The 23,796-nt window shown below is 60.3% G+C and carries 25 protein-coding genes; 7 read left to right on the forward strand and 18 right to left on the reverse strand.

From position 1 onward, the window contains the following. Positions 1 to 101 precede the first annotated feature (101 nt). Together aceB and KIG99_RS16010 are read right to left on the reverse strand one after the other, a co-directional pair. Entirely contained in the window at positions 102 to 1,700 is a 1,599-nt protein-coding gene (gene aceB / locus KIG99_RS16005) for a malate synthase A (protein WP_226461050.1), read from the reverse strand. 49 nt (positions 1,701 to 1,749) lie between these two features. Then, entirely contained in the window at positions 1,750 to 2,457 is a 708-nt protein-coding gene (locus KIG99_RS16010) for a haloacid dehalogenase type II (protein ID WP_226461051.1), read from the reverse strand. A gap of 75 nt (positions 2,458 to 2,532) precedes the next feature. On the opposite strand from KIG99_RS16010, the gene KIG99_RS16015 reads away from it, so the two are divergent. After that, entirely contained in the window at positions 2,533 to 3,435 is a 903-nt protein-coding gene (locus tag KIG99_RS16015; RefSeq protein WP_226461052.1) for a LysR family transcriptional regulator, read from the forward strand. A gap of 120 nt (positions 3,436 to 3,555) precedes the next feature. On the opposite strand, the gene aceA is transcribed toward KIG99_RS16015, so the two are convergent. The 4 genes from aceA to clpS all read right to left on the reverse strand — a co-directional run bounded on the left by aceA (position 3,556) and on the right by clpS (position 8,343). Beyond that, complete coding sequence (aceA, locus tag KIG99_RS16020) at positions 3,556 to 4,854, reverse strand: isocitrate lyase (protein ID WP_226461053.1); 1,299 nt, start codon at positions 4,852 to 4,854, stop codon at positions 3,556 to 3,558. 365 nt (positions 4,855 to 5,219) lie between these two features. Next, positions 5,220 to 5,711, reverse strand: a complete 492-nt coding sequence (rraA, locus tag KIG99_RS16025) for a ribonuclease E activity regulator RraA (protein WP_226442929.1) — start codon at positions 5,709 to 5,711, stop codon at positions 5,220 to 5,222. A 65-nt stretch (positions 5,712 to 5,776) separates the two neighbouring features. Next, positions 5,777 to 8,035 (reverse strand): ATP-dependent Clp protease ATP-binding subunit ClpA, encoded by a 2,259-nt coding sequence (gene clpA / locus KIG99_RS16030; RefSeq protein WP_226461054.1) that lies wholly within the window; start codon positions 8,033 to 8,035, stop codon positions 5,777 to 5,779. Further along, on the reverse strand, positions 8,035 to 8,343 hold the full coding sequence (clpS, locus tag KIG99_RS16035; protein WP_226461055.1) for an ATP-dependent Clp protease adapter ClpS: 309 nt from the start codon (positions 8,341 to 8,343) through the stop codon (positions 8,035 to 8,037). Before clpS ends, clpA begins: the two co-directional genes overlap by 1 nt. Before the next feature lie 274 nt (positions 8,344 to 8,617). Between clpS and KIG99_RS16040 the strand changes: the two genes are divergently transcribed. Continuing rightward, positions 8,618 to 8,821: a cold-shock protein gene (locus KIG99_RS16040; protein WP_226442932.1), complete on the forward strand. Its 204-nt coding sequence runs from the start codon at positions 8,618 to 8,620 to the stop codon at positions 8,819 to 8,821. 82 nt (positions 8,822 to 8,903) lie between these two features. Here the strand turns inward: KIG99_RS16040 and soxZ are convergent, their stop codons facing one another. The 3 genes from soxZ to moaC are packed head-to-tail and all read right to left on the reverse strand — an operon-like array spanning position 8,904 to position 10,201. After that, the gene (gene soxZ, locus KIG99_RS16045) at positions 8,904 to 9,215 is read right to left on the reverse strand and encodes a thiosulfate oxidation carrier complex protein SoxZ (protein WP_226461056.1); all 312 of its coding nucleotides are present in this window, start codon (positions 9,213 to 9,215) and stop codon (positions 8,904 to 8,906) included. A 2-nt stretch (positions 9,216 to 9,217) separates the two neighbouring features. Continuing rightward, entirely contained in the window at positions 9,218 to 9,688 is a 471-nt protein-coding gene (soxY, locus tag KIG99_RS16050) for a thiosulfate oxidation carrier protein SoxY (protein WP_226461057.1), read from the reverse strand. A 21-nt stretch (positions 9,689 to 9,709) separates the two neighbouring features. Continuing rightward, positions 9,710 to 10,201: a cyclic pyranopterin monophosphate synthase MoaC gene (gene moaC, locus KIG99_RS16055; RefSeq protein ID WP_226461058.1), complete on the reverse strand. Its 492-nt coding sequence runs from the start codon at positions 10,199 to 10,201 to the stop codon at positions 9,710 to 9,712. A 55-nt stretch (positions 10,202 to 10,256) separates the two neighbouring features. Between moaC and KIG99_RS16060 the strand changes: the two genes are divergently transcribed. The 3 genes from KIG99_RS16060 (at position 10,257) to pabB (ending at position 13,708) form a co-directional block, all read left to right on the forward strand. Beyond that, positions 10,257 to 11,705, forward strand: coding sequence for a beta-barrel assembly-enhancing protease (locus tag KIG99_RS16060; RefSeq protein ID WP_226461059.1), 1,449 nt, complete (start codon positions 10,257 to 10,259; stop codon positions 11,703 to 11,705). A 39-nt stretch (positions 11,706 to 11,744) separates the two neighbouring features. After that, complete coding sequence (locus KIG99_RS16065) at positions 11,745 to 11,972, forward strand: sulfurtransferase TusA family protein (protein ID WP_226442937.1); 228 nt, start codon at positions 11,745 to 11,747, stop codon at positions 11,970 to 11,972. Positions 11,973 to 12,082: 110 nt separating this feature from the next. Next, positions 12,083 to 13,708, forward strand: coding sequence for an aminodeoxychorismate synthase component I (gene pabB, locus KIG99_RS16070; protein WP_226461060.1), 1,626 nt, complete (start codon positions 12,083 to 12,085; stop codon positions 13,706 to 13,708). 75 nt (positions 13,709 to 13,783) lie between these two features. Here pabB and KIG99_RS16075 read toward each other — a convergent pair whose 3' ends face one another. The 5 genes from KIG99_RS16075 to KIG99_RS16095 all read right to left on the reverse strand — a co-directional run bounded on the left by KIG99_RS16075 (position 13,784) and on the right by KIG99_RS16095 (position 19,657). Continuing rightward, positions 13,784 to 14,260: a hypothetical protein gene (locus tag KIG99_RS16075; protein WP_226461061.1), complete on the reverse strand. Its 477-nt coding sequence runs from the start codon at positions 14,258 to 14,260 to the stop codon at positions 13,784 to 13,786. A 15-nt stretch (positions 14,261 to 14,275) separates the two neighbouring features. Further along, a complete protein-coding gene (locus KIG99_RS16080) occupies positions 14,276 to 17,119 on the reverse strand; it encodes a valine--tRNA ligase (RefSeq protein WP_226461062.1) in 2,844 nt (947 codons plus the stop codon). A 200-nt stretch (positions 17,120 to 17,319) separates the two neighbouring features. After that, a complete protein-coding gene (locus KIG99_RS16085; protein ID WP_226461063.1) occupies positions 17,320 to 17,733 on the reverse strand; it encodes a hypothetical protein in 414 nt (137 codons plus the stop codon). 8 nt (positions 17,734 to 17,741) lie between these two features. Next, positions 17,742 to 18,164: a DNA polymerase III subunit chi gene (locus KIG99_RS16090; RefSeq protein ID WP_226461064.1), complete on the reverse strand. Its 423-nt coding sequence runs from the start codon at positions 18,162 to 18,164 to the stop codon at positions 17,742 to 17,744. Next, on the reverse strand, positions 18,161 to 19,657 hold the full coding sequence (locus KIG99_RS16095) for a leucyl aminopeptidase (RefSeq protein WP_226461065.1): 1,497 nt from the start codon (positions 19,655 to 19,657) through the stop codon (positions 18,161 to 18,163). The genes KIG99_RS16090 and KIG99_RS16095 overlap by 4 nt, the downstream gene beginning before the upstream one ends. A gap of 71 nt (positions 19,658 to 19,728) precedes the next feature. Between KIG99_RS16095 and lptF the strand changes: the two genes are divergently transcribed. Beyond that, positions 19,729 to 20,811, forward strand: coding sequence for an LPS export ABC transporter permease LptF (gene lptF, locus KIG99_RS16100; protein ID WP_226461066.1), 1,083 nt, complete (start codon positions 19,729 to 19,731; stop codon positions 20,809 to 20,811). Then, a complete protein-coding gene (gene lptG, locus KIG99_RS16105; protein WP_226461067.1) occupies positions 20,811 to 21,896 on the forward strand; it encodes an LPS export ABC transporter permease LptG in 1,086 nt (361 codons plus the stop codon). The genes lptF and lptG overlap by 1 nt, the downstream gene beginning before the upstream one ends. Here lptG and KIG99_RS16110 read toward each other — a convergent pair whose 3' ends face one another. From KIG99_RS16110 to KIG99_RS16125, 4 genes are read right to left on the reverse strand one after another with little or no spacing between them, the layout of a single operon-like run. Next, a complete protein-coding gene (locus KIG99_RS16110; protein ID WP_226461068.1) occupies positions 21,897 to 22,313 on the reverse strand; it encodes an RDD family protein in 417 nt (138 codons plus the stop codon). Further along, entirely contained in the window at positions 22,313 to 22,858 is a 546-nt protein-coding gene (locus tag KIG99_RS16115; RefSeq protein WP_226461069.1) for a DUF3106 domain-containing protein, read from the reverse strand. Before KIG99_RS16115 ends, KIG99_RS16110 begins: the two co-directional genes overlap by 1 nt. Continuing rightward, positions 22,828 to 23,214, reverse strand: coding sequence for a DUF3619 family protein (locus KIG99_RS16120; protein ID WP_226461070.1), 387 nt, complete (start codon positions 23,212 to 23,214; stop codon positions 22,828 to 22,830). Before KIG99_RS16120 ends, KIG99_RS16115 begins: the two co-directional genes overlap by 31 nt. Beyond that, the gene (locus tag KIG99_RS16125; RefSeq protein WP_226461848.1) at positions 23,211 to 23,774 is read right to left on the reverse strand and encodes an RNA polymerase sigma factor; all 564 of its coding nucleotides are present in this window, start codon (positions 23,772 to 23,774) and stop codon (positions 23,211 to 23,213) included. Before KIG99_RS16125 ends, KIG99_RS16120 begins: the two co-directional genes overlap by 4 nt. Between the last annotated feature and the right edge of the window lie 22 nt (positions 23,775 to 23,796).

Raw genomic sequence — 23,796 nt, forward strand, 5'->3', positions numbered from 1 at the left:
AAGCGTGTCCGGGTCGACAAAAAGCGCCGGGTCTCCCCGGCGCTTTTTTTCCAGCTTCTCTGTCGGAGTCGGGCGTCTTTGCGCCTTTTTCCGGGTGCTGCTTATTCCATCGCTTCGTACAGCGGGAGGGTCAGGAATTCCGGGTAGTCCGGGGTCAGGGACATCTTGTCGAAGATCACGGCAGCCTGGTCGTAGGTCGCGGTGTCTTCGCCCTGGGCGGAAACCGTTGCCTTCACCTTGGCCAGTTCCTCGGCGATCATCGGACGGACCATCTCTTCGGTGACCTTGCGGCCATCGTCGAGAATGCCCTTCGGCGAAACCACCCACTGCCAGACCTGCGAGCGGGAGATTTCAGCGGTGGCCGCATCTTCCATCAGGTTGTGGATGGGCACGCAGCCGTTGCCGGCCAGCCAGGAGCCGAGGTAGTGGATGCCGACGTTGATGTTGTTGCGCAGGCCGGCTTCGGTGATCGGCTGTTCCGGTTGGAAGTCCAGCCACTGGGCCGGGCCGAAGTTGCCGGAAACCTGTTTTTCCCACTGGTTCGGCTTGTCGCCGAGGACCTTGACGAACTCTTCCATGGCGATCGGCACCAGGCCCGGGTGAGCCACCCAGCCGCCGTCGAAGCCGTCGTTTGCGTCGCGGGTCTTGTCGTGGCGGATGCCGGCCAGGGCCTTTTCATTGGCCACCGGGTCGTTCTTGATCGGGATCAGGGCCGACATGCCGCCCATGGCCGGGGCGCCGCGCTTGTGGCAGGCCTGGACCAGAGCCAGGGCGTAGCCGCGCATGAAGGGCACTTCCATGGTGATGGCGCTGCGCTGGGCCAGGCAGAAGTCCTTGTTCTTCTTGAACTTCTTGATACACGAGAAGATGTAGTCCCAGCGGCCGGCGTTGAGGCCGGACGAGTGGTTGCGCAGTTCGTAGAGGATTTCTTCCATCTCGAAGGTGGCGAGGATGGTTTCGATCAGCACGGTGGCCTTGATGGTGCCTTGCGGCAGGCCGATGTGATCCTGGGCCATGACGAAGATGTCGTTCCACAGGCGGGCTTCGAGGTGGCTTTCCATCTTCGGCAGGTAGTAGAACGGGCCGGCGCCGCGGGCGATCTGTTCCTTGGCGTTGTGGAAGAAGACCACGGCGAAGTCGAAAATGCCGCCGCCGACGCGTTGACCGTCAACCAGCACATGCTTTTCGTCGAGGTGCCAGCCGCGCGGACGGATCTGCAGGGTGGCGATCTTGTCATTGAGCTTGTATTCCTTGCCGTTCTCGTTCTTGAACGAGAGTTCGCGGCGGATTGCCTTGTACAGGTTGATCTGGCCCTGGATCTGGTTGTCCCAGTTCGGCGAGTTGGAATCCTCGAAGTCGGTCATGTAGGAGTCAGCGCCGGAGTTGAAGGCGTTGATGATCATCTTGGCTTCGACCGGGCCGGTGATTTCGGTGCGACGGCACTCCAGCGCCTTGGGCAGCGGGGCAATCTTCCAGTCGCCTTCGCGAATGGCCTTGGTTTCCGGCAGGAAGTCCGGCATTTCGCCGGCGTCGATGCGGGCCTGGCGGGCAACGCGGGCCTTGAGCAGTTCCTGGCGACGGGCTTCGAAGGCGCGGTGCAGCTTGGCGACCAGTTCGAGGGCTTCGAAGGTGAGGACGGATTCGTAACCCGGCTTGATAGCACCGGTGATTTGCACGCCTTGGGGCAGGTTGAGGCTCATGGAAACTCCTTGGTTAAGGTTGAAGGTTGAAGGTTGAAAGTGAAATCGTTCAGCCCTGCAGGCCGCCGACGTAGGCCAGTACGTCGGAAAGCTGGCGACCGTTGGCGGTCGGGGCAATGTCGAGGACTTCCTCGGGCTGGTTGTTGCGATTGACCCAGAAGGTCGTGAGGCCGAACCAGGTGGCGGCGCAGGCATCCCAGGCGTTGGCCGAAACGAAGAGAATCTCGTTTTTCGGCACTTTGAATGCGTCGACCGCCAGTTGGTAGACCTCGGGCGAGGTCTTGAATTTCTGCACGCTGTCGGCGGAGAGAATGTGGCTGAACAGGTGGTTCATGTCGTTGTACTTGATGGCGATGTCGAGCATCGAATGCGTACCGTTCGACAGGATGGCGAGCGGAAAACCCATCGCCTTGAGGGCATCGAGCGTCGCCAGGTTTTCCGGGAAGGGGCGCAGGCAGGCGTACTGGTTCATCAGATGCTGGCGCTGCGTATCGCTCATTGCGATATCCAGGCGGCGTGCCGCGTACACCAGGGCATCGCGGGTGACCTCCCAGAAAGTCTTGAACTGGCCGCTCATGCTGCGCACCCGCGTGTACTCGATCTGTTTGAGCCGCCACTGCACGGTCAAATCAGTGCCCTGGCCGGGAAAATATTCCTCGGCCAGCGCTTCCATGCAATAGACGTCGAACAGCGTCGCGTAGGCGTCGAAGGCAATGGCTTTGATCGGAGAGGTGGCTGGTGAAGACATCATGGACATGGAGTTTATTGTTACTAATAAGATAAGATAAGTGGCGAACTAGGCGTTTATTCTTTTACTAAAAGTAATGAATCCATGGATACTTTCAAACAGATTTCGGCATTTGTAAACGTTTCGACGCGTGGCAGCCTGTCGGCGGCGGCGCGCAGCGAAAATGTGACGCCGGCCATCATCGGCCGCCGCCTGGATGCGCTGGAGGCGCGGCTCGGTGTCAAATTGCTGATTCGTACGACGCGTAAGCTGACACTGACCTTCGAAGGGCAGGCCTTCCTTGAGGATTGCCAGAAGGTTTTGAACGATCTGGCCAATGCCGAGGCCGCAGTATCGCTGGGTAGCGTGCAAGCCAGTGGTCAGTTGCGCGTGTCGGCACCCTCCGGCTTTGGTCGCCGGCATGTCGCGCCGCTGGTTGGTGAGTTCATGCAGGCCAATCCCGAGGTGCGGGTCAATCTGAATCTCAGCGACCGTCTGGTTGATTTGCTCAATGAAAATATTGACTGTGCAATCCGCATCGGCGAACTCACCGACTCCAGCCTGATCAGCGTGCGGCTCGGCGAGATGCGACGCATGGTGGTCGCCAGCCCCGCTTATCTGGTGGCGCATGGCGTGCCGCGCGAACCGGCTGATCTGGCGCAACACAATTGTTTGTCGCTCGGCCAGCAGCGCGGCTGGGTGTTCCGCGATCCGCAAAGCGGCGTGGTCGATACGCTGAAGGTGGGCGGTGTTTTCGAATGCAATGATGGTGCCGTCCTGCATGAATGGGCGCTGGCCGGCCAGGGGCTGGCCTGGCGTTCGCTGTGGGAGGTCGGGCAGGATCTGAAGGAAGGCCGGCTGACTTCGGTACTCGACGCCTGGCAGGCGCCGCCTATGGGTATCTACGCAGTGTTCCCGCAGCGCCGGCATTTGCCCTTGCGGGTGCGCTTGTTTATCGATTTGCTGAAGGAAACCTATAGCCGCGCAAGCTACTGGGAGTTGCGCTGAAAAACGGCTCGCTGTAACGGTCGACCGTCCGGCAGCAGGCAAAATGAAAAAGGCCGACCCCTCGTGAGGGTCGGCCTTCCTTTGCCACCCGGTCGGGCGGCAATTCAAAGCGGTGAGTTCTTAGTGGAACTGTTCTTCTTCGGTCGAGCCGGTCAGGGCGGTCACGGAAGACTTGCCACCCTGGATCACGGTGGTGACATCGTCGAAGTAACCGGTACCGACTTCCTGCTGGTGCGACACGAAGGTGTAGCCACGGTCGCGGGCAGCGAATTCCGGCTCCTGAACCTTCTCGACGTAAGCCGACATGCCGCGCTTGGCGTAGTCCTGAGCCAGGTCGAACATGTGGTACCACATGTTGTGGATGCCAGCCAGGGTGATGAACTGGTACTTGTAGCCCATGGCGCCCAGTTCCTTCTGGAACTTGGCAATGGTGGCGTCGTCGAGGTTCTTCTTCCAGTTGAAGGAAGGCGAACAGTTGTAGGCCAGCATCTTGCCCGGATGAACCTTATGCACGGCTTCGGCGAACTTGCGGGCAAATTCCAGATCCGGCGTACCGGTTTCGCACCACACCAGGTCGGCGTAGTCGGCGTAAGCGATGGCGCGGGAGATGGCCTGGTCCAGACCCTTCTTGGTCTTGTAGAAGCCTTCGGCAGTGCGCTCGCCAGTCAGGAACGGCTTGTCGTTCTCGTCGTAGTCGGAGGTCAGCAGGTCAGCGGCTTCGGCATCGGTACGGGCGATGACCAGGGTCGGCACGCCATAGACGTCGGCAGCCATACGGGCAGCGATCAGCTTCTGGATGGCTTCGGTGGTCGGAACCAGAACCTTGCCGCCCATGTGGCCGCACTTCTTGACGGAAGCCAGCTGGTCTTCCCAATGCACGCCGGCAGCGCCAGCGCGGATCATGGCCTTCATCAGTTCGTAGGCGTTGAGCACGCCGCCGAAACCGGCTTCAGCGTCAGCGACGATCGGCAGGTGGTATTCGACGTGGCCGGCATCACCAGCGTTGATGTTCTTGGACCACTGGATTTCGTCAGCACGGTTGAAGGCATTGTTGATGCGCTCGACAACCTTCGGCACGGAGTCAACCGGATACAGCGACTGGTCCGGGTACATGGCGGCGTATTCGTTGTTGTCGGCAGCAACTTGCCAGCCAGACAGGTAGATGGCCTTGATGCCAGCCTTGGCTTGCTGAACTGCTTGACCGCCGGTCAGGGCGCCCAGACAGTTGACGTAGGGGGTGTTGTTGACCAGATCCCACAGCTTTTCGGCACCGCGACGGGCCAGGGTGTGTTCAACCTGGAAGGAGCCACGCAGACGGACGACGTCAGCAGCGGTGTAGCCGCGCTTGATGCCCTTCCAGCGGGGGTTGGTTGCCCAGTCTTTTTCCAGTTCGGCGATTTGCTGTTCGCGAGTGCTCATGTCTGTTCCTCGAAAGTTGGCTGTTGTTGGGTGACTCGATGTCGCTCTGGAGAACTTGCCGAAGCGCCGATCGATGGAAGAAGTATAGGTTTTTTCTTGCAGGGCAGCAACAGTCTTATATAAGACATAAGACAATTTTTTATTGTTTAAAATCAGTTGGTTGAGTCTTCTATTTCACGATATGAAAAGCTATTTGTTTTTGTGAAATGAAAACCTGTCGCAGTGCCGCATTGCGGTGGGGGCAAAGCGTCTGGCTTGGGCCGATTGTTGTTCATCTTATCGTAGGACGAGCTTGCACCTCCTTCTTTCTTCGCGTTGCGCAGACGTAAAAACGGCGCCGCGCGGCGCCGTTATTGATTGCCTGCTCAGTTGAGCGGGCGACTGCTGACCAGCACGCCGTCTTCGTCGGCATAGAGCCATTCACCCGGGTTGAAGGTGACGCCGCCGAAGGTGACCGCGATGTCGCGATCGCCGACGTTTTTCTTGATGCTCTTTTGCGGATGCGTGTTGAGGGCGCGCACGCCGATATCGATGCCGTTGATGTCGCCCGAGTCGCGGATGCAGCCGTAAACCACGACGCCTTCCCAGCCGTTTTTCTGCGCCAGGATGGCGAGCTGGTCGCCGACCAGGGCGCAGCGCAGCGAGCCGCCGCCGTCGATGACCAGGACCTTGCCCTTGCCATCCTCGGCAAAGGCGGTGCGGACCAGCGAGTTGTCCTCGAAAATTTTCAGGGTGACGATCTCGCCACAAAATGCAGTGCGGGCGCCGTAGCGCTGGAACATCGGGGCCACGATGCGCAGGCTCTTGCCGATTTCGCCTTCGAATTCATCGCACAGGTCGGGGGTCTTGAAACTCATGGTTTTGTCTCCGGAAATAAAAAAGCCGTGCAATCTTGCACGGCTTTCGGGGGAGCTGGCAATCGTCAGACGACGGCTTCGCTCTTTTCTTCCTCGAAGTCGAGCCTGATTTTGCCTTCTTTATCGAGGTCGACCGTTACGTGACCGCCACTGGCCAGCTTGCCGAACAACAGCTCATCGGCCAGCGCCGAGCGGATGGTGTCCTGGATCAAGCGTGCCATCGGACGGGCGCCCATCAGCGGGTCGAAGCCCTTGTCGGCGAGCATTTCCTTGACCTTGTCGGTGAAGTGGGCGTCAACCTTCTTCTCGTGCAACTGTTCTTCAAGCTGCATCAGGAACTTGTCGACCACACGCAGGATGACCTCGCGCTCAAGCGGCCCGAAGGAAATCGTCGCATCCAGACGGTTGCGGAATTCCGGCGTGAACTGGCGCTTGATCTCGGCCATTTCGTCGCCGGTCTGCTTCGAGTTGGTGAAGCCCATGCTCGATTTCTGCAGGTCGGCGGCGCCGGCATTGGTCGTCATGATGATGACCACGTTGCGGAAGTCGGCCTTGCGTCCGTTGTTGTCGGTCAGCGTGCCGTGATCCATGACCTGCAACAGGATGTTGTAGATGTCCGGATGCGCTTTCTCGATTTCGTCGAGCAGCAGCACGCAGTAAGGCTTCTTGGTGACGGCCTCAGTGAGCAGTCCGCCCTGTTCGAAGCCGACATAGCCCGGCGGTGCGCCGATCAGGCGGGAAACGGCGTGCCGCTCCATGTACTCGGACATGTCGAAGCGGGTCAGCTCGATGCCAAGGCAGTAAGCCAGTTGCTTGGCGACTTCGGTCTTGCCGACGCCGGTCGGGCCGCTGAACAGGAAGGAGCCGATCGGCTTGCCCGGATTGCCAAGGCCGGAGCGGGCCATCTTGATCGCCTTGGCCAGCGCATCAATCGCCTTGTCCTGGCCGAAGACGACCGCCTTCAGGTCGCGATCGAGGTTCTTCAGCGCGCCGCGATCGTCGAGCGTGACATGCTGCGACGGGATGCGGGCGATCTTGGCGATGATTTCCTCGATGTCGGTCTTGTTGATGACCTTCTTCTGCTTCGATTTGGGCAGGATGCGCTGTGCGGCACCGGCTTCGTCGATGACGTCGATCGCCTTGTCCGGCAGGTGCCGGTCGGTGATGTAGCGCGCCGACAGCTCGACCGCCGAGGTCAGCGCCGTGGCCGAGTACTTGATGCCGTGGTGGGCCTCGAAGCGGGCCTTGAGGCCCTTGAGGATTTCGATGGTTTCGGCGACCGAGGGTTCGTTGACGTCGATTTTCTGGAAGCGGCGGGACAGCGCGCCATCTTTCTCGAAAATGCCGCGGAACTCGGTGTAGGTCGTCGCACCGATGCACTTCAACTGGCCGGAGGACAGCGCCGGTTTCAACAGGTTGGAGGCATCGAGCGTGCCGCCCGAAGCGGCGCCCGCGCCGATCAGGGTATGGATTTCGTCAATGAACAGGATCGCGTGCGGATTTTCCTGCAGCGCCTTGAGGACACCTTTCAGGCGTTGCTCGAAATCGCCGCGATACTTGGTGCCGGCCAGCAGCGAACCCATGTCCAGCGAGTAAACATTGGCCTTGGCGAGGATTTCCGGCACCTCGCATTCGACGATCTTGCGCGCCAGGCCTTCGGCGATCGCCGTCTTGCCGACGCCGGCTTCGCCAACCAGCAGCGGATTGTTCTTGCGCCGGCGGCACAGCGTCTGGATGACGCGCTCCAGCTCCTTGTCGCGGCCGATCAGCGGGTCGATCTTGCCCTGCAGCGCCAGCGCATTCAGGTTGATCGTGTATTGCTCGAGTGGGCCGGCCTGCTGCTGTTCGCCATCGTGCTCGGCTTCGCCCTCGGTCGTGGTCTTGGGCTGCGGCACCTTGCTGATGCCGTGCGAGATGTAATTCACCACATCAAGGCGCGTGATGCCCTGCTTCTGCAGGAAATAAACGGCGTGCGAATCCTTCTCGCCGTATATGGCGACCAGCACGTTGGCGCCATTGACTTCCTTCTTGCCGGACGATTGCACATGCAGGATGGCGCGCTGGATGACCCGCTGGAAGCCGAGGGTCGGCTGGGTATCGATGTCATCCTCGCCGGAAACGGTCGGCGTGTGCTCGATGATGAAGTTGGTCAGGTCCTTGCGCAATGCATCAGGCTTGGCGCCGCAGGAACGCAGCGCATCGGCGGCCGACGGATTGTCGATCAGCGCGAGCAGCAGGTGCTCGACGGTAATGAACTCGTGGCGTTTTTGACGCGCCTCGACAAAGGCCATGTGCAGGCTGACTTCGAGTTCCTGGGCAATCATCAGTTTTCCTCCATGATGCAAGCAAGCGGATGTTGATGCTGGCGGGCAAATGCGCTCACCTGTTCAACCTTGGTCGCAGCAATATCCCGCGAAAAGATTCCGCAGACACCGCGACCTTCGTTATGAACTTTGAGCATGATTCGCGTCGCTTGTTCAGTATCGAGAGAAAAAAAACGTTGAAGAACGGTAATGACGAAATCCATCGGCGTGAAATCGTCGTTCAACAACATCACCTTGTACATTTTCGGCGGTTGCGGCTTGGTGCGTTGTGCTTCAAGCAGCCCGTCTTCCTTAAACTTCGTAGCCATGCGTTCGATTCTAAACAGTTCGGTCCAATGTGCAACCGGGAAAAATGATCAGGAGACATCCTTCCTGATGATAAAACAAAGCAATTCTCTTGCCTGAATTTTGCTGCGCTGCCGCATCGATACTTGTTGACGGCATATTTCAACTCGCGTAGAAAGCAATCGTGTTTGGCTTCAAACTGTGTCAAGGTTGCCGCAATGCACCGGGTCACTGAGTTCAAACAGGGAGTCGGGGAGACCCGTAAATTTGTTCGTTTTTTGTATGAAAGTTGCAAACATGGCAATCGGTACTGTCAAGTGGTTCAATGATTCCAAGGGCTTTGGTTTTATCACTCCTGATGATGGCAGCGAAGACCTCTTCGCACATTTCTCCGCCATCAACATGAATGGTTTCAAGACCCTGAAGGAAGGCCAAAAAGTTTCCTTCGATGTCGTGCAAGGCCCCAAGGGCAAGCAGGCATCCAATATCCAGAGCGTCTGAGCAACGGATAGCCGTAATTTATAAAGCCCGTCTGAATTCAGACGGGCTTTTTTCATTTGGGTAGCTCCGAAATTGTCGGCAATCAGCCAACGGTGACTTCGTCCTGTCGCTTTTCGCCCAGATTGTCTGTCCATGCCACGCTCAGCTTGTCACCGGCCTTGATGCCGCGACTGCGGAACGTGAAGAGTGGATTCTTCGCTATCGAGGTGTTGAGCTGACCGTCGATAATCGGCTTGCCATTGAGGTTGACCGTAAAGTTCTGGATGAAATGACTGGGCAGCAGTTGCCCCTGCTCGTTGCGGCGCTGTCCGGTTTCCATCGGATGCTGCATCAGGATGCGGATGTCGGCAATTTCGCCCTGAAGTAGTGCGCGGATCTTGATCTGCTCAGCCATCGTCATGCTCCGCAGCCACCGAGGGTGACCTTGATGTCGCGCCAGGCGACGTGAGTTTTTCCATCGGCCGTTTTGGCGACGACGCGGATCCGGGTGCTTTCGGCCAGCTTCAGTTGCAGCTTGGCGTAGGGCAGGACCGGGCCGGAGAAATCAAGTGCGGCGCACAATGGCAGCGGATTCTTGTCGGCGAAAACGGCCAGGCTGCGCGTGTTGGCGAGGTTGCTGCTGATCTCGATATCGACCTTGGCGCCATTTTCGGAAATTTCCGGGGCGGTGATCTGGATGTCGCGTGCCTCGCCGGTGGCGGGAGCGCCGTAGGCCTTCAAGGCCTCGTTGATGGTGCGTGCGGTGAAAGCCGGGCGATTCCATTCGGCGGCGCGAGCGGCCTGCGGCAGGAGCAGGCTGCTGCCGAGCAAAGGTGAGAGCAGCATGGCGCTGCCGCCCTTGAGCCATGTGCGGCGGAGTTCTTGCATGTCGTTTTCCGGGAAAAGGGGTTATTCGGCCAGCCAATGTCCCGACTTGCCGCCGGATTTTTCGAGCAGTCGGAGGTTTTCGATGCGCATGCCGCGGTCGACCGCCTTGCACATGTCGTAGATGGTGAGCAGGCCGACACTGGCGGCGGTCAGGGCTTCCATTTCGACGCCGGTCTTGCCGTGGCATTCGGCAATGACTTCGCAATGCACGGCGTTTTGGGCTTCATCGACGACGAAGTCGACCGCAACGCGGGTCAGGGCGATCGGATGGCAGAGCGGGATCAGGTCGCCGGTGCGTTTCGATGCCTGGATGGCGGCGATGCGGGCAATGCCGATAACATCGCCTTTCTTGGCCGAGCCGTCGCGGATCAGTGCCAGCGTCGCCGGCTGCATGAAAATGCTGCCGCCGGCACGGGCAACGCGGGCGGTTTCGGCCTTGCTGCCGACGTCGACCATGTGGGCCTGGCCGGTGCTGTCGAAATGGGTAAGGGGGTTCTGGGTCACGATGGTCACGATTGGTTACGATTCCGCCCGGAAAGGCCCGGAACGGCTGCGTTATCATAGCACCATGCCTGTTTTGCAGCGTTTTGCCGCCGGCCTCCTGGCCTTTTCCCTGGTTGTCCAGCCCTTGCGGGCCGACGATCTGCCGGAGCTCGGCGATGTCGCGAGCAACGAATTGTCGCTGTCGACGGAGAAAAAAATCGGGCAGCAGATCATGCACGAGATTCGCTGGCGGGAAGCGGCTTACCTTGATGATCCGGATGTCGAAGCCTATCTCAACCAGCTGGGCGGTCGCCTGGTTGCCTTCAGCAACGATCCCGGCATGGGTTTCTATTTCTTCGGGATCAACGATCCGAGCATCAACGCCTTTGCGATGCCGGGCGGTTTCATCGGCGTGCATAGCGGCTTGATCCTGTCGGCGCAGAGCGAGTCGGAGCTGGCCGGCGTGCTGGCGCATGAAATATCGCACGTCACGCAACGCCACATCGCGCGCCAGCTCTACCAGTCGAAGCAGTTGGGGATTGCCTCCATGGTGGCGATGGGCTTGGCGCTGCTGGCGGCGCGCTCGAACGGCCAGGTGGCGGGGGCGGCGATCGTCACCGCACAGGCCGGCAGCCTGTCGGCGCAACTCGCCTATTCGCGCGACTTCGAGCGCGAGGCCGATCGCCAGGGCTTCGAGATCATGCGCAAGTCGGGTTACGAAGTGCGCGGCATGTCGGATTTCTTTGTCCGCTTGCAGCAGGCTGTCCGCCTCTACGAGAACAATGCGACGGCTTATCTGCGCACCCACCCGCTCACCGGTGAACGTCTCACCGACATGCAAAACCGCGAGCAGACGGCGAGTTACCGGCAGGTTGCCGACAGTGCCGACTTCCTGCTGGTGAGGGCCCGTCTGCGTGCCTTGCAGGGGATTCCGGCGGAGGCGGTCAAGGATTTCGAGACCTTGTTGCGGGAAGGTAAATACACCTCCGAGGCGGCAACGCGCTACGGCCTGTCCTGCGCGCTGTTCCGCGCCCGCGACTGGGTCGGGGCCGAGCGCGAACTGCGGGCTGCACGCCAGGGAAGGCTTTCCTCGCCCATGCTGGAGCGGCAGTTTGCCGAAACGCGCATCGCGACCGGTGATATCGACGGCGGTCTGAAGATCTATCGCGATGCGATGGTGCGCTTCCCGATGAATCTGGCGCTGGTTTACGGCTATGGCGACGCGCTGGTCAAGGCGCGGCGCTTTGCCGATTCCTTGCGCTTTGCCGAAAACCAGTTGCAGAACTATGCCCAGGATATTCGCCTGCATCGCCTGCGCGCCGAGAGCTATGCCGGTCTCGGTCGGCGGGCCCAGCAGCACCTCGCGCTGGCCGAGGCTTTTGCGCTGCAGGGCCAGACGGAGACAGCGGTGAATCAGTTGCTGTTCGCGCAGCAGGCCGGCGACGGCAATTTCTACGAAATGTCGGTTATCGACACCCGTCTGCGCGAGTTGAAACAGCGTCGCCTTGAGGAACTCAAGGAAAAACGCAATTAAGGGTAAAATCCCTCGTCTTGTTTAACTGGCCTATCGACCATGGAATTTGATCGCGATCTCGATGTAAAAGGCTTGAATTGCCCGCTGCCCATCCTGCGCACCAAGAAGGCGCTGGCCGAGATGGAAACCGGCCAGGTCTTGCGCGTGCTGTCCACCGATGCCGGCTCGCTCAAGGATTTTCCCGCTTTTGCCAAGCAGACCGGTAACGAGTTGCTGGCGCAGAGCGAAGAAAATCGCGTCTTCGAGTTTTTCCTGAAGCGCAAATAAGCACCCCGTTCCACGCATTTTTTGAAGATCGGCGGGCGCCCTCGGGCGAACCCGCCGCTTGGCTTTTCTCCGACCCGATCGATTGCCTGAGCGCGCACGATGCGCGCAGTTTGAGCGCCGTATTGGCCCGCCTGCAGGCCGAGCCGGGCTGGACGGTGATGGCGCTCGACTACGAGCTCGGGCATGTGCTCGAACCCCGTTCAGCGCCGCCTGGCTGGCAATCGGGGCTGGAACGTCCGCTCGCCCGCTTCTGGCGCTTCGCCGAGTGTCGCCGGCTGGATGCCGCAGAAGCCGATGCCTGGTTACTGGCGCAACAGGAAGAGACTGCAGCCGGGATCGGTGGCTGCCGGCCGGCATTTGATGAAAAACAGTATTGCGCAGCGGTCGACCGGATAAAACGCTACATTTCCGACGGCGACTGCTACCAGGTCAATTTCACCTTTCCGCTGCATTTCGACTGGTTCGGCTCGCCGCTGGCGCTTTATGCCCGCCTGCGCCAGCGCCAGCCGGTGCGTTACGGCGGCTTCATTGGCGATGCGACGCAAGCCGTGGTCAGCCTGTCGCCCGAGCTGTTTCTCGAGCGGCGCGGCGACCGCCTGCTGACCCGGCCGATGAAGGGCACGGCGCCGCGCAGTGCGCCGCCCGAGACGCTGCGCAACTCGGCCAAGGATTGTGCCGAGAACCTGATGATCGTCGATCTGCTGCGCAACGACCTCGGTCGCGTCGCAAGCAATGGCAGCGTCCGCGTCGACAAGCTGTTCGAGATCGAGGATTACCCGAGCGTCTGGCAGATGGTCTCGGAAGTCTCGGCCGACGTCGCCGGGCGTAGTTTCGCTGAAATTCTGCCGGCGCTGTTTCCCTGCGGTTCGATTACCGGCGCGCCGAAAATCCGCGCCATGCAGATCGCGAATGAACTGGAAAACGGGCCGCGCGGCCTGTACACCGGTGCGCTCGGCTGGTTGGCGCCGGATGGCGACTTCCGCCTCAACGTGGCAATCCGCACGCTCGAACTGGCGGCCGATGGTAGTGGCAAGCTCGGCATCGGCAGCGGCATTGTCGCCGACTCCGAGCCGGCTGCCGAATGGCGCGAATGCCAGCTGAAGGCGGGCTTCCTGCGCGATTGCGATCCTGGCCTGCAACTGATTGAAACCCTGCGCCGGGAAAACGGCATTTATCCGATGTGGACCGGTCATCTCGCCCGTCTGCGCCGTTCTGCCGAGTGGCTGGGTTTTCCATTGGACGAGCAGGTGCTGTTCCGGGAGCTCGGCGCGCAGCCGCGCAGCGGCACCTGGCGGGTGCGCCTGACGCTGGACAAGGCGGGCGCAATGGTCGTCCAGTCCTTTCCGCTCGATGCGGCGCCACCGGTGCTGCGCCAGGCTGCGCTGGCGACTGAACGTATCGAATCGAACGATCCCCTGCGCCGCCACAAGACGACGGCGCGCCAGCTTTACGACGCGGCGCTGGCCGGCCTGCCGGCCAGCTCACCGGTTTTCGACATGGTTTTTCTCAACGAACACGGCGAAGTGGCGGAGGGCGCACGCAGCAATGTCTTTGTCGAGCGCGACGGCATGTTGCTGACGCCACCGCTGGCGAGCGGTGCCTTGCCCGGCGTCTTGCGAGCCGAGTTGCTGGCCAGGGGCAAGGCTTGCGAGGCGGTGCTTTATCCGGCCGATCTCAAGGATGGCTTCTGGCTGGGCAATGCCCTGCGCGGCCTGATGCCGGTCGAGCTGGTCTGATTTTCGGGTTTTTTGAGGTGTCGACCGCTGGCCGACGGGTTTTCCGGCCGGGCGGCCGGAAAACCTCTTCGCAACTTACTTGCGGAACTTGCGCAGCCAGAAGCCGAGCAGGGTCAAGCCGGCGCCGGCCAGGGCGTAATACAGCGCCTTGACCGTGACGTCCTGCGCTTCGACGAGAACCGGCACCTCGTTTTCCAGCTTGTAGCGGATCACGGTCTGGAAGTGCCAGGACGAGAATTTCAGCTCGATCAGGTCATTGACCTTCTTCCACTGGATCCAGCCGTCCTTTTCCATGACTTCGCCAGCATCGCCGGGAATCGCCAGCGTGCTGTACAGGCCTTTTTCCTTGGCCTGGGCGAGTTCACCGTAGGGAATGCTGCAGATTTCATTCTCTGCACAAACGGCGGCAACGCGGAATTCCGGCTTCCAGGCACCGTCCTTGTCCCATGGCCAGGCCATGATGATGCCGACCGCCCAGATCCAGACGACGGCGCTGAACAGCATCACGGTGAAAAAGAACTTGGCGAGAAGGCCGCGTTTGTCTTCGGACATGGATTTCCTTTGCGTTTAGCCGAGCTTGGCGAGCTGCGGCTTGAGTTTTTCCAGCGTCGCCGTGAAGTCGGCAACCCGCTGCTTTTCCTGATCGATCACGGCAGCCGGGGCGCGCGCGACGAAGCCTTCGTTGTCCAGCTTGCCCTGGGCGATCGAAATCTGCTTTTCCAGCTTCTCGATTTCCTTGGCCAGGCGAACCTTTTCGGCGGCGACGTCGATCTCGACCTTGAGCATGAGCCGGGTTTCGCCGACCACGGCGACCGGCGCCATGGCATCAGCCGGCATGTCGTCCACCAGTTGTACCTCGGACAGCTTACCCAGAGCTTGCAGGATGGGCGCGAAGTCGGCCATCTCGTCGCCGCCACCGGCAACCAGCAGCGGCATGCGCAAGGCGGGCGAGACGTTCATCTCGCCGCGCAGGTTGCGGCAGGCGTAGGCCAGGGCCTTGAGGCGCTCGACCTTGGCTTCGGAGGCCGGGTCGAGGCGGGCGAGGTCGGCGCGCGGGTAGGCGGCGAGCATGATCGAGTCGTGCGTCTTGCGCCCGGCGATCGGCGCCACGGTCTGCCACAGTTCTTCGGTGATGAACGGAATCAGCGGATGCGCCAGGCGCAGCACGGCTTCCAGCGTACGGATCAGGGTCCGGCGGGCGCCGCGCTGCTGCGCTTCGTCGCCGGTCTGGATCTCGACCTTGGCGATTTCCAGGTACCAGTCGCAGAACTCGTCCCAGACGAACTTGTAGATGGCCTGGGCGATCAGGTCGAAACGGTAGTCGGTGAAGTGACGCTCGACTTCCTGTTCGACGCGCTGCAGCTGGCTGACGATCCAGCGGTCGGCAAAACTGAACTTGAGGCGCGGTTCACCGCTCGGCACGTTGCAGGCGCCGCCTTGCAACTGCTGGTGGTCGAGCGCCAGGTCATGGCCTTCGACATTCATCAGCACGAAGCGCGTCGCGTTCCACAGCTTGTTGCAGAAATTGCGGTAGCCGTCGCAACGGCCGAGGTCGAACTTGATGTCGCGACCCGGCGAGGCGAGCGAGGCAAAGGTGAAGCGCAGCGCGTCGGTGCCGAAGGCGGCGATGCCTTCCGGGAATTCCTTCTTCGTCTTCTTGGCGATGCTTTCCGCCTGCTTCGGGTTCATCAGGCCGGTGGTGCGCTTTTCGATCAGCTTTTCGAGGTCGATGCCATCGATCAGGTCGATCGGGTCGAGCACGTTGCCCTTGGATTTCGACATCTTCTGACCTTCGCCGTCGCGGATCAGACCATGCACGTAAACATGCTTGAACGGAATCTGGCCGGTGATCTGCTTGGTCATCATGACCATGCGCGCCACCCAGAAGAAGATGATGTCGAAACCGGTGACCAGCACGGTCGACGGCAGATATTGCTGCAAAATCGGGTTGGCCGCGTCGAGTGCCGCGTCGCCGGTCCAGTCCAGGGTCGAGAACGGCCACAGGGCGGAGGAGAACCAGGTGTCGAGGACGTCGTCGTCACGCTTGAGGGCGCCGCTGTAGCCTTGCTTGGCGGCTTCGGTGCGGGCTTCTTCCTCGTTGTGGGCGACAAAAATCTGGCCGTCGTCGCCGTACCAGGCGGGAATCTGGTGGCCCCACCACAGTTGGCGGGAAATACACCAGTCCTGGATATTGTTCAGCCACTGGTTGTAGGTATTGACCCAGTTTTCCGGGTAGAACTTGATCTCGCCGGAATGCACGACGTCGAGCGCCTTCTCGGTGATCGACTTGCCGTCTTCGCCGGGCTTGGACATGGCAACGAACCACTGGTCGGTAAGCATCGGCTCGATGACGACATTGGTCCGGTCGCCGCGTGGCACTTTGAGTTTGTGCTTGTCGGTTTTGACCAGAATGCCTTGTTCTTCGAGGTCGGCAACAACGGCCTTGCGGGCGTCGAAGCGGTCGAGGCCGCGGTATTTTTCCGGGGCTTCATCGTTGATCTTTGCATCCAGGGTCAGGATGGAAATCATCGGCAAACCGTGGCGCTGACCGACGGCATAGTCGTTGAAGTCATGCGCCGGCGTGACCTTGACGCAGCCCGTGCCGAATTCGAGATCGACGTAGGAATCCGCGATGATCGGGATTTCGCGCCCGGTCAGCGGCAGTTTCACCATCTTGCCGATCATGTGCTTGTAGCGTTCGTCTTCCGGATGCACCATCACGGCGGTGTCGCCGAGCATGGTTTCCGGACGGGTGGTGGCGACCACCAGGCTGTCGCTGCCATCGGCGAGCGGGTAGCGGATGTGCCACATGAAGCCGTCTTCTTCCTCCTGCACGACTTCGAGGTCGGACACGGCGGTATTCAGCTTCGGATCCCAGTTCACCAGGCGCTTGCCGCGGTAGATCAGGCCTTCGTTAAAGAGTCGGACGAAGGTTTCGGTGACGACCTTGTTGAGGCCGGCATCCATCGTGAAGCGCTCGCGCTTCCAGTCCGGGCTGGTGCCCATGCGGCGCATCTGCTTGGTGATGGTGTTGCCGGAGTATTCCTTCCATTCCCAGACCTTTTCCAGGAACTTTTCGCGGCCGAGGTCGTGGCGGCTGATGCCTTGCGCATCCAGCTGGCGTTCGACGACGATCTGCGTCGCGATACCGGCGTGGTCGGTGCCCGGCTGCCACAGCGTGTTGTGGCCGCGCATCCGGTAGTAGCGGGTCAGCGCGTCCATGATCGTCTGGTTGAAGCCATGGCCCATGTGCAGCGTGCCGGTGACGTTGGGCGGCGGCAGCAGGATGCAGAAATTTTCGTCCGGGGCCTTGCTGCTGTCTACGCCGGCAGCGAAGTAGTTGCGGGATTCCCATTCGGGGTACCAGCGGCGTTCGATATCGGCTGGTTCAAAGGCTTTGGCGAGTTCCATGGGGGTGTCGGCGTAGGGGAAAACCGGCAATTATACCCGGTCGACCGCCTCACCGATCCTGTGGTGTTGGTCGGCAGTATTGCCAGCAGTGCTGGCGCTGGGTGTCGTGCAAGGTGGCGGGAAGCCATTGCGTGCGCGGGGCGGCTTTGCAGGCATGCCAGTGCCATCGGATTGCCATTGGGTTTGATGGCAAGCCTTGTTTATGTGGATTTTGGCGGCTCTTCGGCTGTTTTTTGTTCGGCCAGGAAGTCGCGCACGGTGGCGGCGATGATGGCCGGCAGTTCGGCGCTCAGGCGGGCTTCGATGCGCCGGGTCAGTTCGCGCACGAGGTGTTCGTCGTGGCTTGCGTCTTGATCCGCTGTTGCCATCAGTTCCGGTGGCGCTGCTGTTGGTGGGGGGGCGACGTCATCGGGCTGGTCCGGCCGGTTTTCCCGGGTTTCGGCAAGGCTGCTTGCCAGCTCTGCCACCGGCGCTGGTGTATCGACCAGAAGCAGGATGGGGATGTCCTCGTCGTCGAGGGCATCAATCAGGACGGGAACCTCGTCCGCGCCGGCGAGGTTCTGGCGACGCTTCTGCATCAGGGCGTCGGCGCGGGCAATGATGGGGCTGGGCACCGGTTCTCCTAGCGCTCGCTGAGATCGAAGTAACGCACTTCGTAGCCGCGGTCCTTGTAGAACTTGACGCGGTCGCGGGCAGCTTCGCGGTCGGCATCATCCTGGCCGACCACTTCAATCAGGCTGGCAAAGCGCGAGAATCCGGGCGGAATGGCCTGGCTGAGATTCATCAGGCGTTCGTCCTGGGCGATGGTTTCCAGCGAGTCAGCGATCAGGATCGGCGTTTCCGCCGCCAACGGCGAGTCGGCACGGCAGTGCGGAACAAAGCCGAGCGCCGGGTGCGTCCACAGCATACGGTCGACGCTGCCGGCGACCTCTTTTTCCGGCGCAAACACCAGCATCGGCTTTTTCTTGGCATAGGCACCGCCGAGCAGGGCGCAGGCAGCGGCGATCCTGTCCGCAGCGCCGTGATAGAAAAAGACCTGGGTCAATTGAGTTTGCCGGCGCGTTGCAACAAGTAATGCGTGAGCAGCGGCACCGAGCGGCCGGTGGCGCCCTTGTTGCTGCCGGACTTCCATGCGGTACCGGCGATATCGAGGTGGGCCCACTCGAATTTCTTGGTGAAGCGGGACAGGAAGCAGGCGGCCGTGACGGCGCCGGCCAGACGGCCGCCAATGTTGGCCATGTCGGCAAACGGGCTTTTCAGCTGGTCCTGGTAGTCATCCCAGAGCGGCATGTGCCAGGCGCGGTCGTGAGCTTCCTCGCCGGCGTCGAGCAGATCGCGGGCCAGTCCGTCCTTGTTGGCGAACAGGCCGCTGGCGACATCGCCGAGGGCAACGACGCAGGCGCCGGTCAGGGTGGCGACGTCAATCACGGTGTCGGGTTCGAAGCGTTCGGCGTAGGTCAGGGCGTCGCACAGGATCAGACGACCTTCGGCATCGGTGTTGAGAATCTCGATGGTCTGGCCGGACATTGAACTGACGATGTCGCCGGGACGGCTGGCGTTGCCGCCAGGCATGTTTTCGGTGGCGGGGACGATCACGGTCAGGTTGATCGGCAGGGCCATCCGGGCGACGGCTTGCATCGCACCAAGAACGCTGGCTGCGCCGCACATGTCGTACTTCATTTCATCCATGTCGGCGCCCGGCTTCAGTGAAATGCCGCCGGTATCAAAGGTGACGCCCTTGCCGACCAGAACCAGCGGCTTTTCGTTGCTTTTTCCACCCTTGTGGCGGAGTACGATCAGTTTGGGGGGCTGATGCGAGCCGCGCGCAACCGACAGCAGCGAGTGCATGCCAAGCGCTTCCATGTCGGCACGTTCGAGAATTTCGCAATCGAGCGCGAATTCGGCGGCCATGTTGCGCGCCTGTTCAGCCAGGTAGGTCGGATGGCAGACATTGGGCGGCAGGTTGCCAAGATTCTTGGCTAGCGTGACCCCCTCGGCGATGGCCAGGCCCTGGTTGAGGGCTTCTTCAGCCAGACCCAGTTCGTTGCGTCGTTCGACGCCGATGGTCAGTTTGCGCAAGGGGCGGCGGACTTCGTCCTTCTTGCTCTTGAACTGGTCGAACTTGTAGGTGACGTCCTGCGCAATCATTGCCGTCTGGCGTACGCGCCAGGCGATGCTGCGTTTCTTGACCGCAAGTTCGGTCAGGAAGATCGTGGCGTCGAAGGCGCCGGTTTCATTCAGTGTCTTGATCGCAAGACGGGCCGCGTTGATGAATTCCTTTTCGCGGAAATCCTTTTCCTTGCCCAGACCGACCAGCAGGACCCGGTCGCAGAGTGTGCCGGGGACGTTGTGCAGGAGCAGGGTGCTGCCGGCTTTGCCTTCCATGTCGCCGCGCCGGATGATGTCGGAAATGTAGCCGTTGGCAGCTTTATCCAGCAATTCCGCTGAAAGCGTCGGCTTTCTTGGTTCAAAGACGCCGACAACGACGCAGGCGCTGCGTTGTTTTTCCGGGCTACCGCTTTTTATGCTAAATTCCACAGGCTGCTCCTGTTCAGGGAAATATCAGTATTCGAGGGATTATCCTCGTATTTTTTTGGTTTCGTCAAAGCATGATATTCGAGCGCGCCGTACGCCGCGAGTTCGCTCAGGCAGCCGTGGGCATCAATGTTGCCCTGCTGGCTATCCTGGCTTCCATATTGTTGCTCCGCATGCTCAAAGAAGCAGTCGGCGGACGCATCGTGCCTGAAGCGGTCGCCTCGATGCTCGGGTTGGCAATATTGAATCTGATGCCCCTGTTGCTGACTTTGATGCTTTTCGTGTCAATTCTGCTCACTTTGACGCGCGCCTATCGCGACTCCGAGATGGTTGTCTGGTTTTCCAGTGGTCTGCCGCTGACTGCCTGGGTGCGGCCTGTGCTGCGCTTCTCCTTGCCGGTCGTCCTGGCGATTGCGCTCTTTTCAGGTTTCCTGTCGCCCTGGGCGAATTACAACACCGCCGAATACCGGCAGAAAATGGCTGCCCGCAGCGATGTTTCCCAGGTTTCGCCCGGAACATTCCGTGAGGCAAAAAACGGTTTGCGCGTTTTCTTCGTTGAGGCGTTGGCCGAGGATGCAAGCCAGGTCGGCAATGTCTTCGTTGCTTCGGTTCAGGGGGGCAAGCTGGGGGTCGTGATGTCGAACTCGGGGCATCAGGAAGTTGCAGCGAATGGCGATCGTTTCGTTGTGCTCGAGCATGGCCGTCGCTATGAGGTCGAGCCGGGCAGCCCGGAGTTCAAGGTTATGGAATTCGAGCGTTACCGGGTACGCACCGAAGAAAAAGAGGCGGCGCCCGCCGAGCGTTCGCCAACCCGTCTGCCGATCACCGAGTTGATTTTTGACGACAGCAATCAGGCGCGCGGCGAATTGCTGTGGCGAATTGGCATGCCACTCTCGGCGCTGATCCTTGCCTTGCTGGCGATACCGCTTTCCTACGTCAATCCGCGGGCCGGGCGTTCGGCCAACATGCTGATCGCGGTTCTGATCTATGCAACCTACAGCAACCTGCTCTCAGTCAGTCAGGCCTGGGTGGCCCAGGGCAAGCTCTCCTTCTGGATTGGCGTCTGGGCGGTGCATGCGCTGATGCTATTGCCGCTGCTTTTGCTCTTTTACCGGCGGATCGCCTTGCGTCTGCCCTGGCAGCGGAGAATTGCCTGATGTTCCGCCTTGATCTGTACCAGCGGTATTTGATGCGCGAGATCTTTGCTGCGATCTTTCTCGTGCTGCTTGCCTTTATTTCCCTTTTTGCCTTTTTTGACCTGATCAACGAACTGCGCAGCATCGGCAAAAATGGCTACCAGCTTTATCAGGCAATGTTCTTTGTCGCCCTCAGTCTGCCCGGACTGGTTTACGAGTTGATCCCGATTGCCGCCTTGATCGGGACGCTTTACGCCTTGTCTACACTGGCGCGCCATTCCGAAATTACCGTGCTGCGCGCTTCCGGGCTGGCGACGCGGGATTTGCTGATGACGCTGTTCCGGGTTGCCGGCTTGCTCGCCCTGCTGATCTTTCTCGTGGGTGAAGCCCTGGTGCCTTTTTCCGAACGTGTTGCCCAGGAAATGAAGGCGCGGGCCATGAGCGAAGTCATTGCCCAGCAGGGATTCGAGTCGGGTTTGTGGGTCAAGGACGGGCGCAGCTTCGTCAATATTCGCCAGGCGACACCGGATGCCAGGCTGCAGGGAGTCAGAATCTACAAGTTTGACGATGCTGGCGCACTGGAGTCGGTCACCGATGCCGAGGAGGCCAGCTTTGTACCGCCCGGACACTGGTTGCTAAAGACAGTCGTGAGAACGGTACTGGAGGGCGATACCTCGCGTGTTGAGCGTTTGCCCAGCGGCGAGTGGAATTCAGCGGTCAACCCGGATTTGTTGTCGGTTTTGATGGTCGCACCCGAACGCATGTCCTTGTACGGGTTGATCAATTACACGCGGCATCTACTGGAAAATCACCAGAAGACAGAGCGCTACGAAATTGCCATCTGGAAGAAGCTGGTTTATCCACTGGCAACCCTGGTGATGGTGGCGCTCGCCTTGCCTTTCGGCTATTCGCACAGCCGGGTGGGTGGAGTGAGTCTGAAGATCTTCGCCGGTGTGATGATGGGCATGCTGTTCTACGCCCTGAATGGTCTTTTTTCGAACCTGGGCACCATCAACTCCTGGCCGCCGTTTGCCAGCGCCACGGCGCCGTCAGCCTTGTTCCTGCTGGCAGCAACCGGGATGCTTTGGTGGGTGGAGCGGCGCTGATCAGCTGTTTGTCGAGATGATGCGGGTGCCGGCGATCCGGTCGTGCAGGAACTGGCGATCCTTGTCGAACACGGCCCAGATGATGCCGATTCCGAAGAAGCCAATGCTGGGCCAGGCCGCCAGATAGCGGAGCAGTGCCTGGGTCGGGCGCAGGCTGCTGCCGTCGGCCGTGCTCAGGGCGAGCTTCCAGGTCTTCATTGGCAAGGTTTGGCTGCCATTCAGCCAGGACCAGACGAAATAAAACATCAGCAACAGCCAGATGTGCAACATGAGTACTTTGCCGCCAAGTTGCAGGCCAAAGGCAAAGAATACCGATTGCGGGATCAGGAAGCCGATCAGCAGGATGGAAAAAACGACCAGGCTCTCATACAGCAGGCAGGTCAGGCGACGGCCGAGGCTGGCGATCTGGCCCGGCATCAGCGTTTCCCCGCTTCGCCGCTGGCGTCGGTTGCCGTTGCCAGGGGCGCGGGCTCGCTGCTGGGCGAGGTGTTGCTTGTTTCCTGTGCCGGAGGGCTTAGTAGCTTCGAAGACTTGCTGTTTTCGCGAATTCGCTGCTTTTCTTCGGACGGCAAATTGGAGTAAGCCTCCCATTTTTGCTTGACGATCTTTTTCTGTTCGGCAGGGAGCTGGTTGAAATCCTTGTAGGTGTCCCTGGCCTTGGCGCGTTGTTCCGGCGTCAGGTTTGCCCACTCGCGCATGCGCAGCTGAACCCGAGCCTGTTCATTGGGGGTCATGTTCGGATAGCGTTCGGTAATGCCCAGCCACTTCTTGCGACGAATGTTTTCCATCTTGTCCCAGTCGACAGCGAGCGGTGCCAGGATATTTTTTTGCTGAGTATTCAATTGTGTCCACGTGGGTTGGGGCGGCGTACCGATGATGATCGCGGTCGGCGTTTCGGCGCCGAGAGGTGCGGCCAGTGCAAAGCAGAGGATTACTCCTCCGGCGAGTCGTCTTTTAACCATTCGAAGAAGTCATTATCCAAAAAGGCCTCGGGTGGCAGGTCGTCGGAAAGCAACGAACTGTCGACTTCCTCAAGTTCGGTGACGTACGCGACGCTGTGCCAGTAAAAGGATATCCACATGCCGAGCAGCAGCGCAGCAATTGCCAGCGCCTGTTTCAAGTAGGGGATGTTCGAGCCAAAGCGGAGTGAGGACGTATTTTGTCCCGCCATCGCCAGTTCGGTGGCGCCCTGCTTTTGCCTGGACAACGCAAAGTGACGAGCTGCTTCAAGGCGTCGAGCTGCGGGAGCGGGGATTTCGTTGAGTCCGTGGTTCAGCGCCTGGCGTACGCGGTAGGCGTAGCGTTCTTCATTCATCATAACTTGATCCCTTTGGCCGACAGGGCGGCTGCCAGCGCGTGCGTGGCGCGCGAGCAATGGGTTTTGACGCTGCCTTCCGAGCAGCCCATCGCAGCCGCGGTCTCGGCTACGTCCATGTCCTCCCAGTAGCGCATGAGGAAGGCTTCGCGTTGTCGTGTCGGCAATTTTTTTATTTCGTCGTCAATCGCGTTCAGAGTCTGGGCTTGCAGCAGCTGGCTTTCCGGGGTGCGTGTGCCACCGGCATCCTCATCGGCCGCCAGTGTTTCCAGTGGGTCGTGATCCTCGTCGTCATCGGGCGAGAAAGCCGAGAGCAGGGTGGTCCACATCGATCGAACCTTGCTGCGTCGATAAAAGTCGCGGATGGTGTTCTGTAGGATGCGCTGGAAGAGCATCGGAAACTCTTCTGCCGGTCGATCGCCGTATTTTTCGGCGAGCTTGAGCATGCTGTCCTGAACGATGTCCAGAGCTGCGTCTTCGTCATGAACAGCAAACATGGCTTGTTTGAACGCGCGGCGTTCGACGGATTCGAGAAAGCTTGATAATTCGCGGGAGGATGCCAGGGTAGTCTCTTTTGCTAAAGGC

The sequence above is a fragment of the Quatrionicoccus australiensis genome, assembly GCF_020510425.1.
Classification (GTDB): domain Bacteria; phylum Pseudomonadota; class Gammaproteobacteria; order Burkholderiales; family Rhodocyclaceae; genus Azonexus; species Azonexus australiensis_A.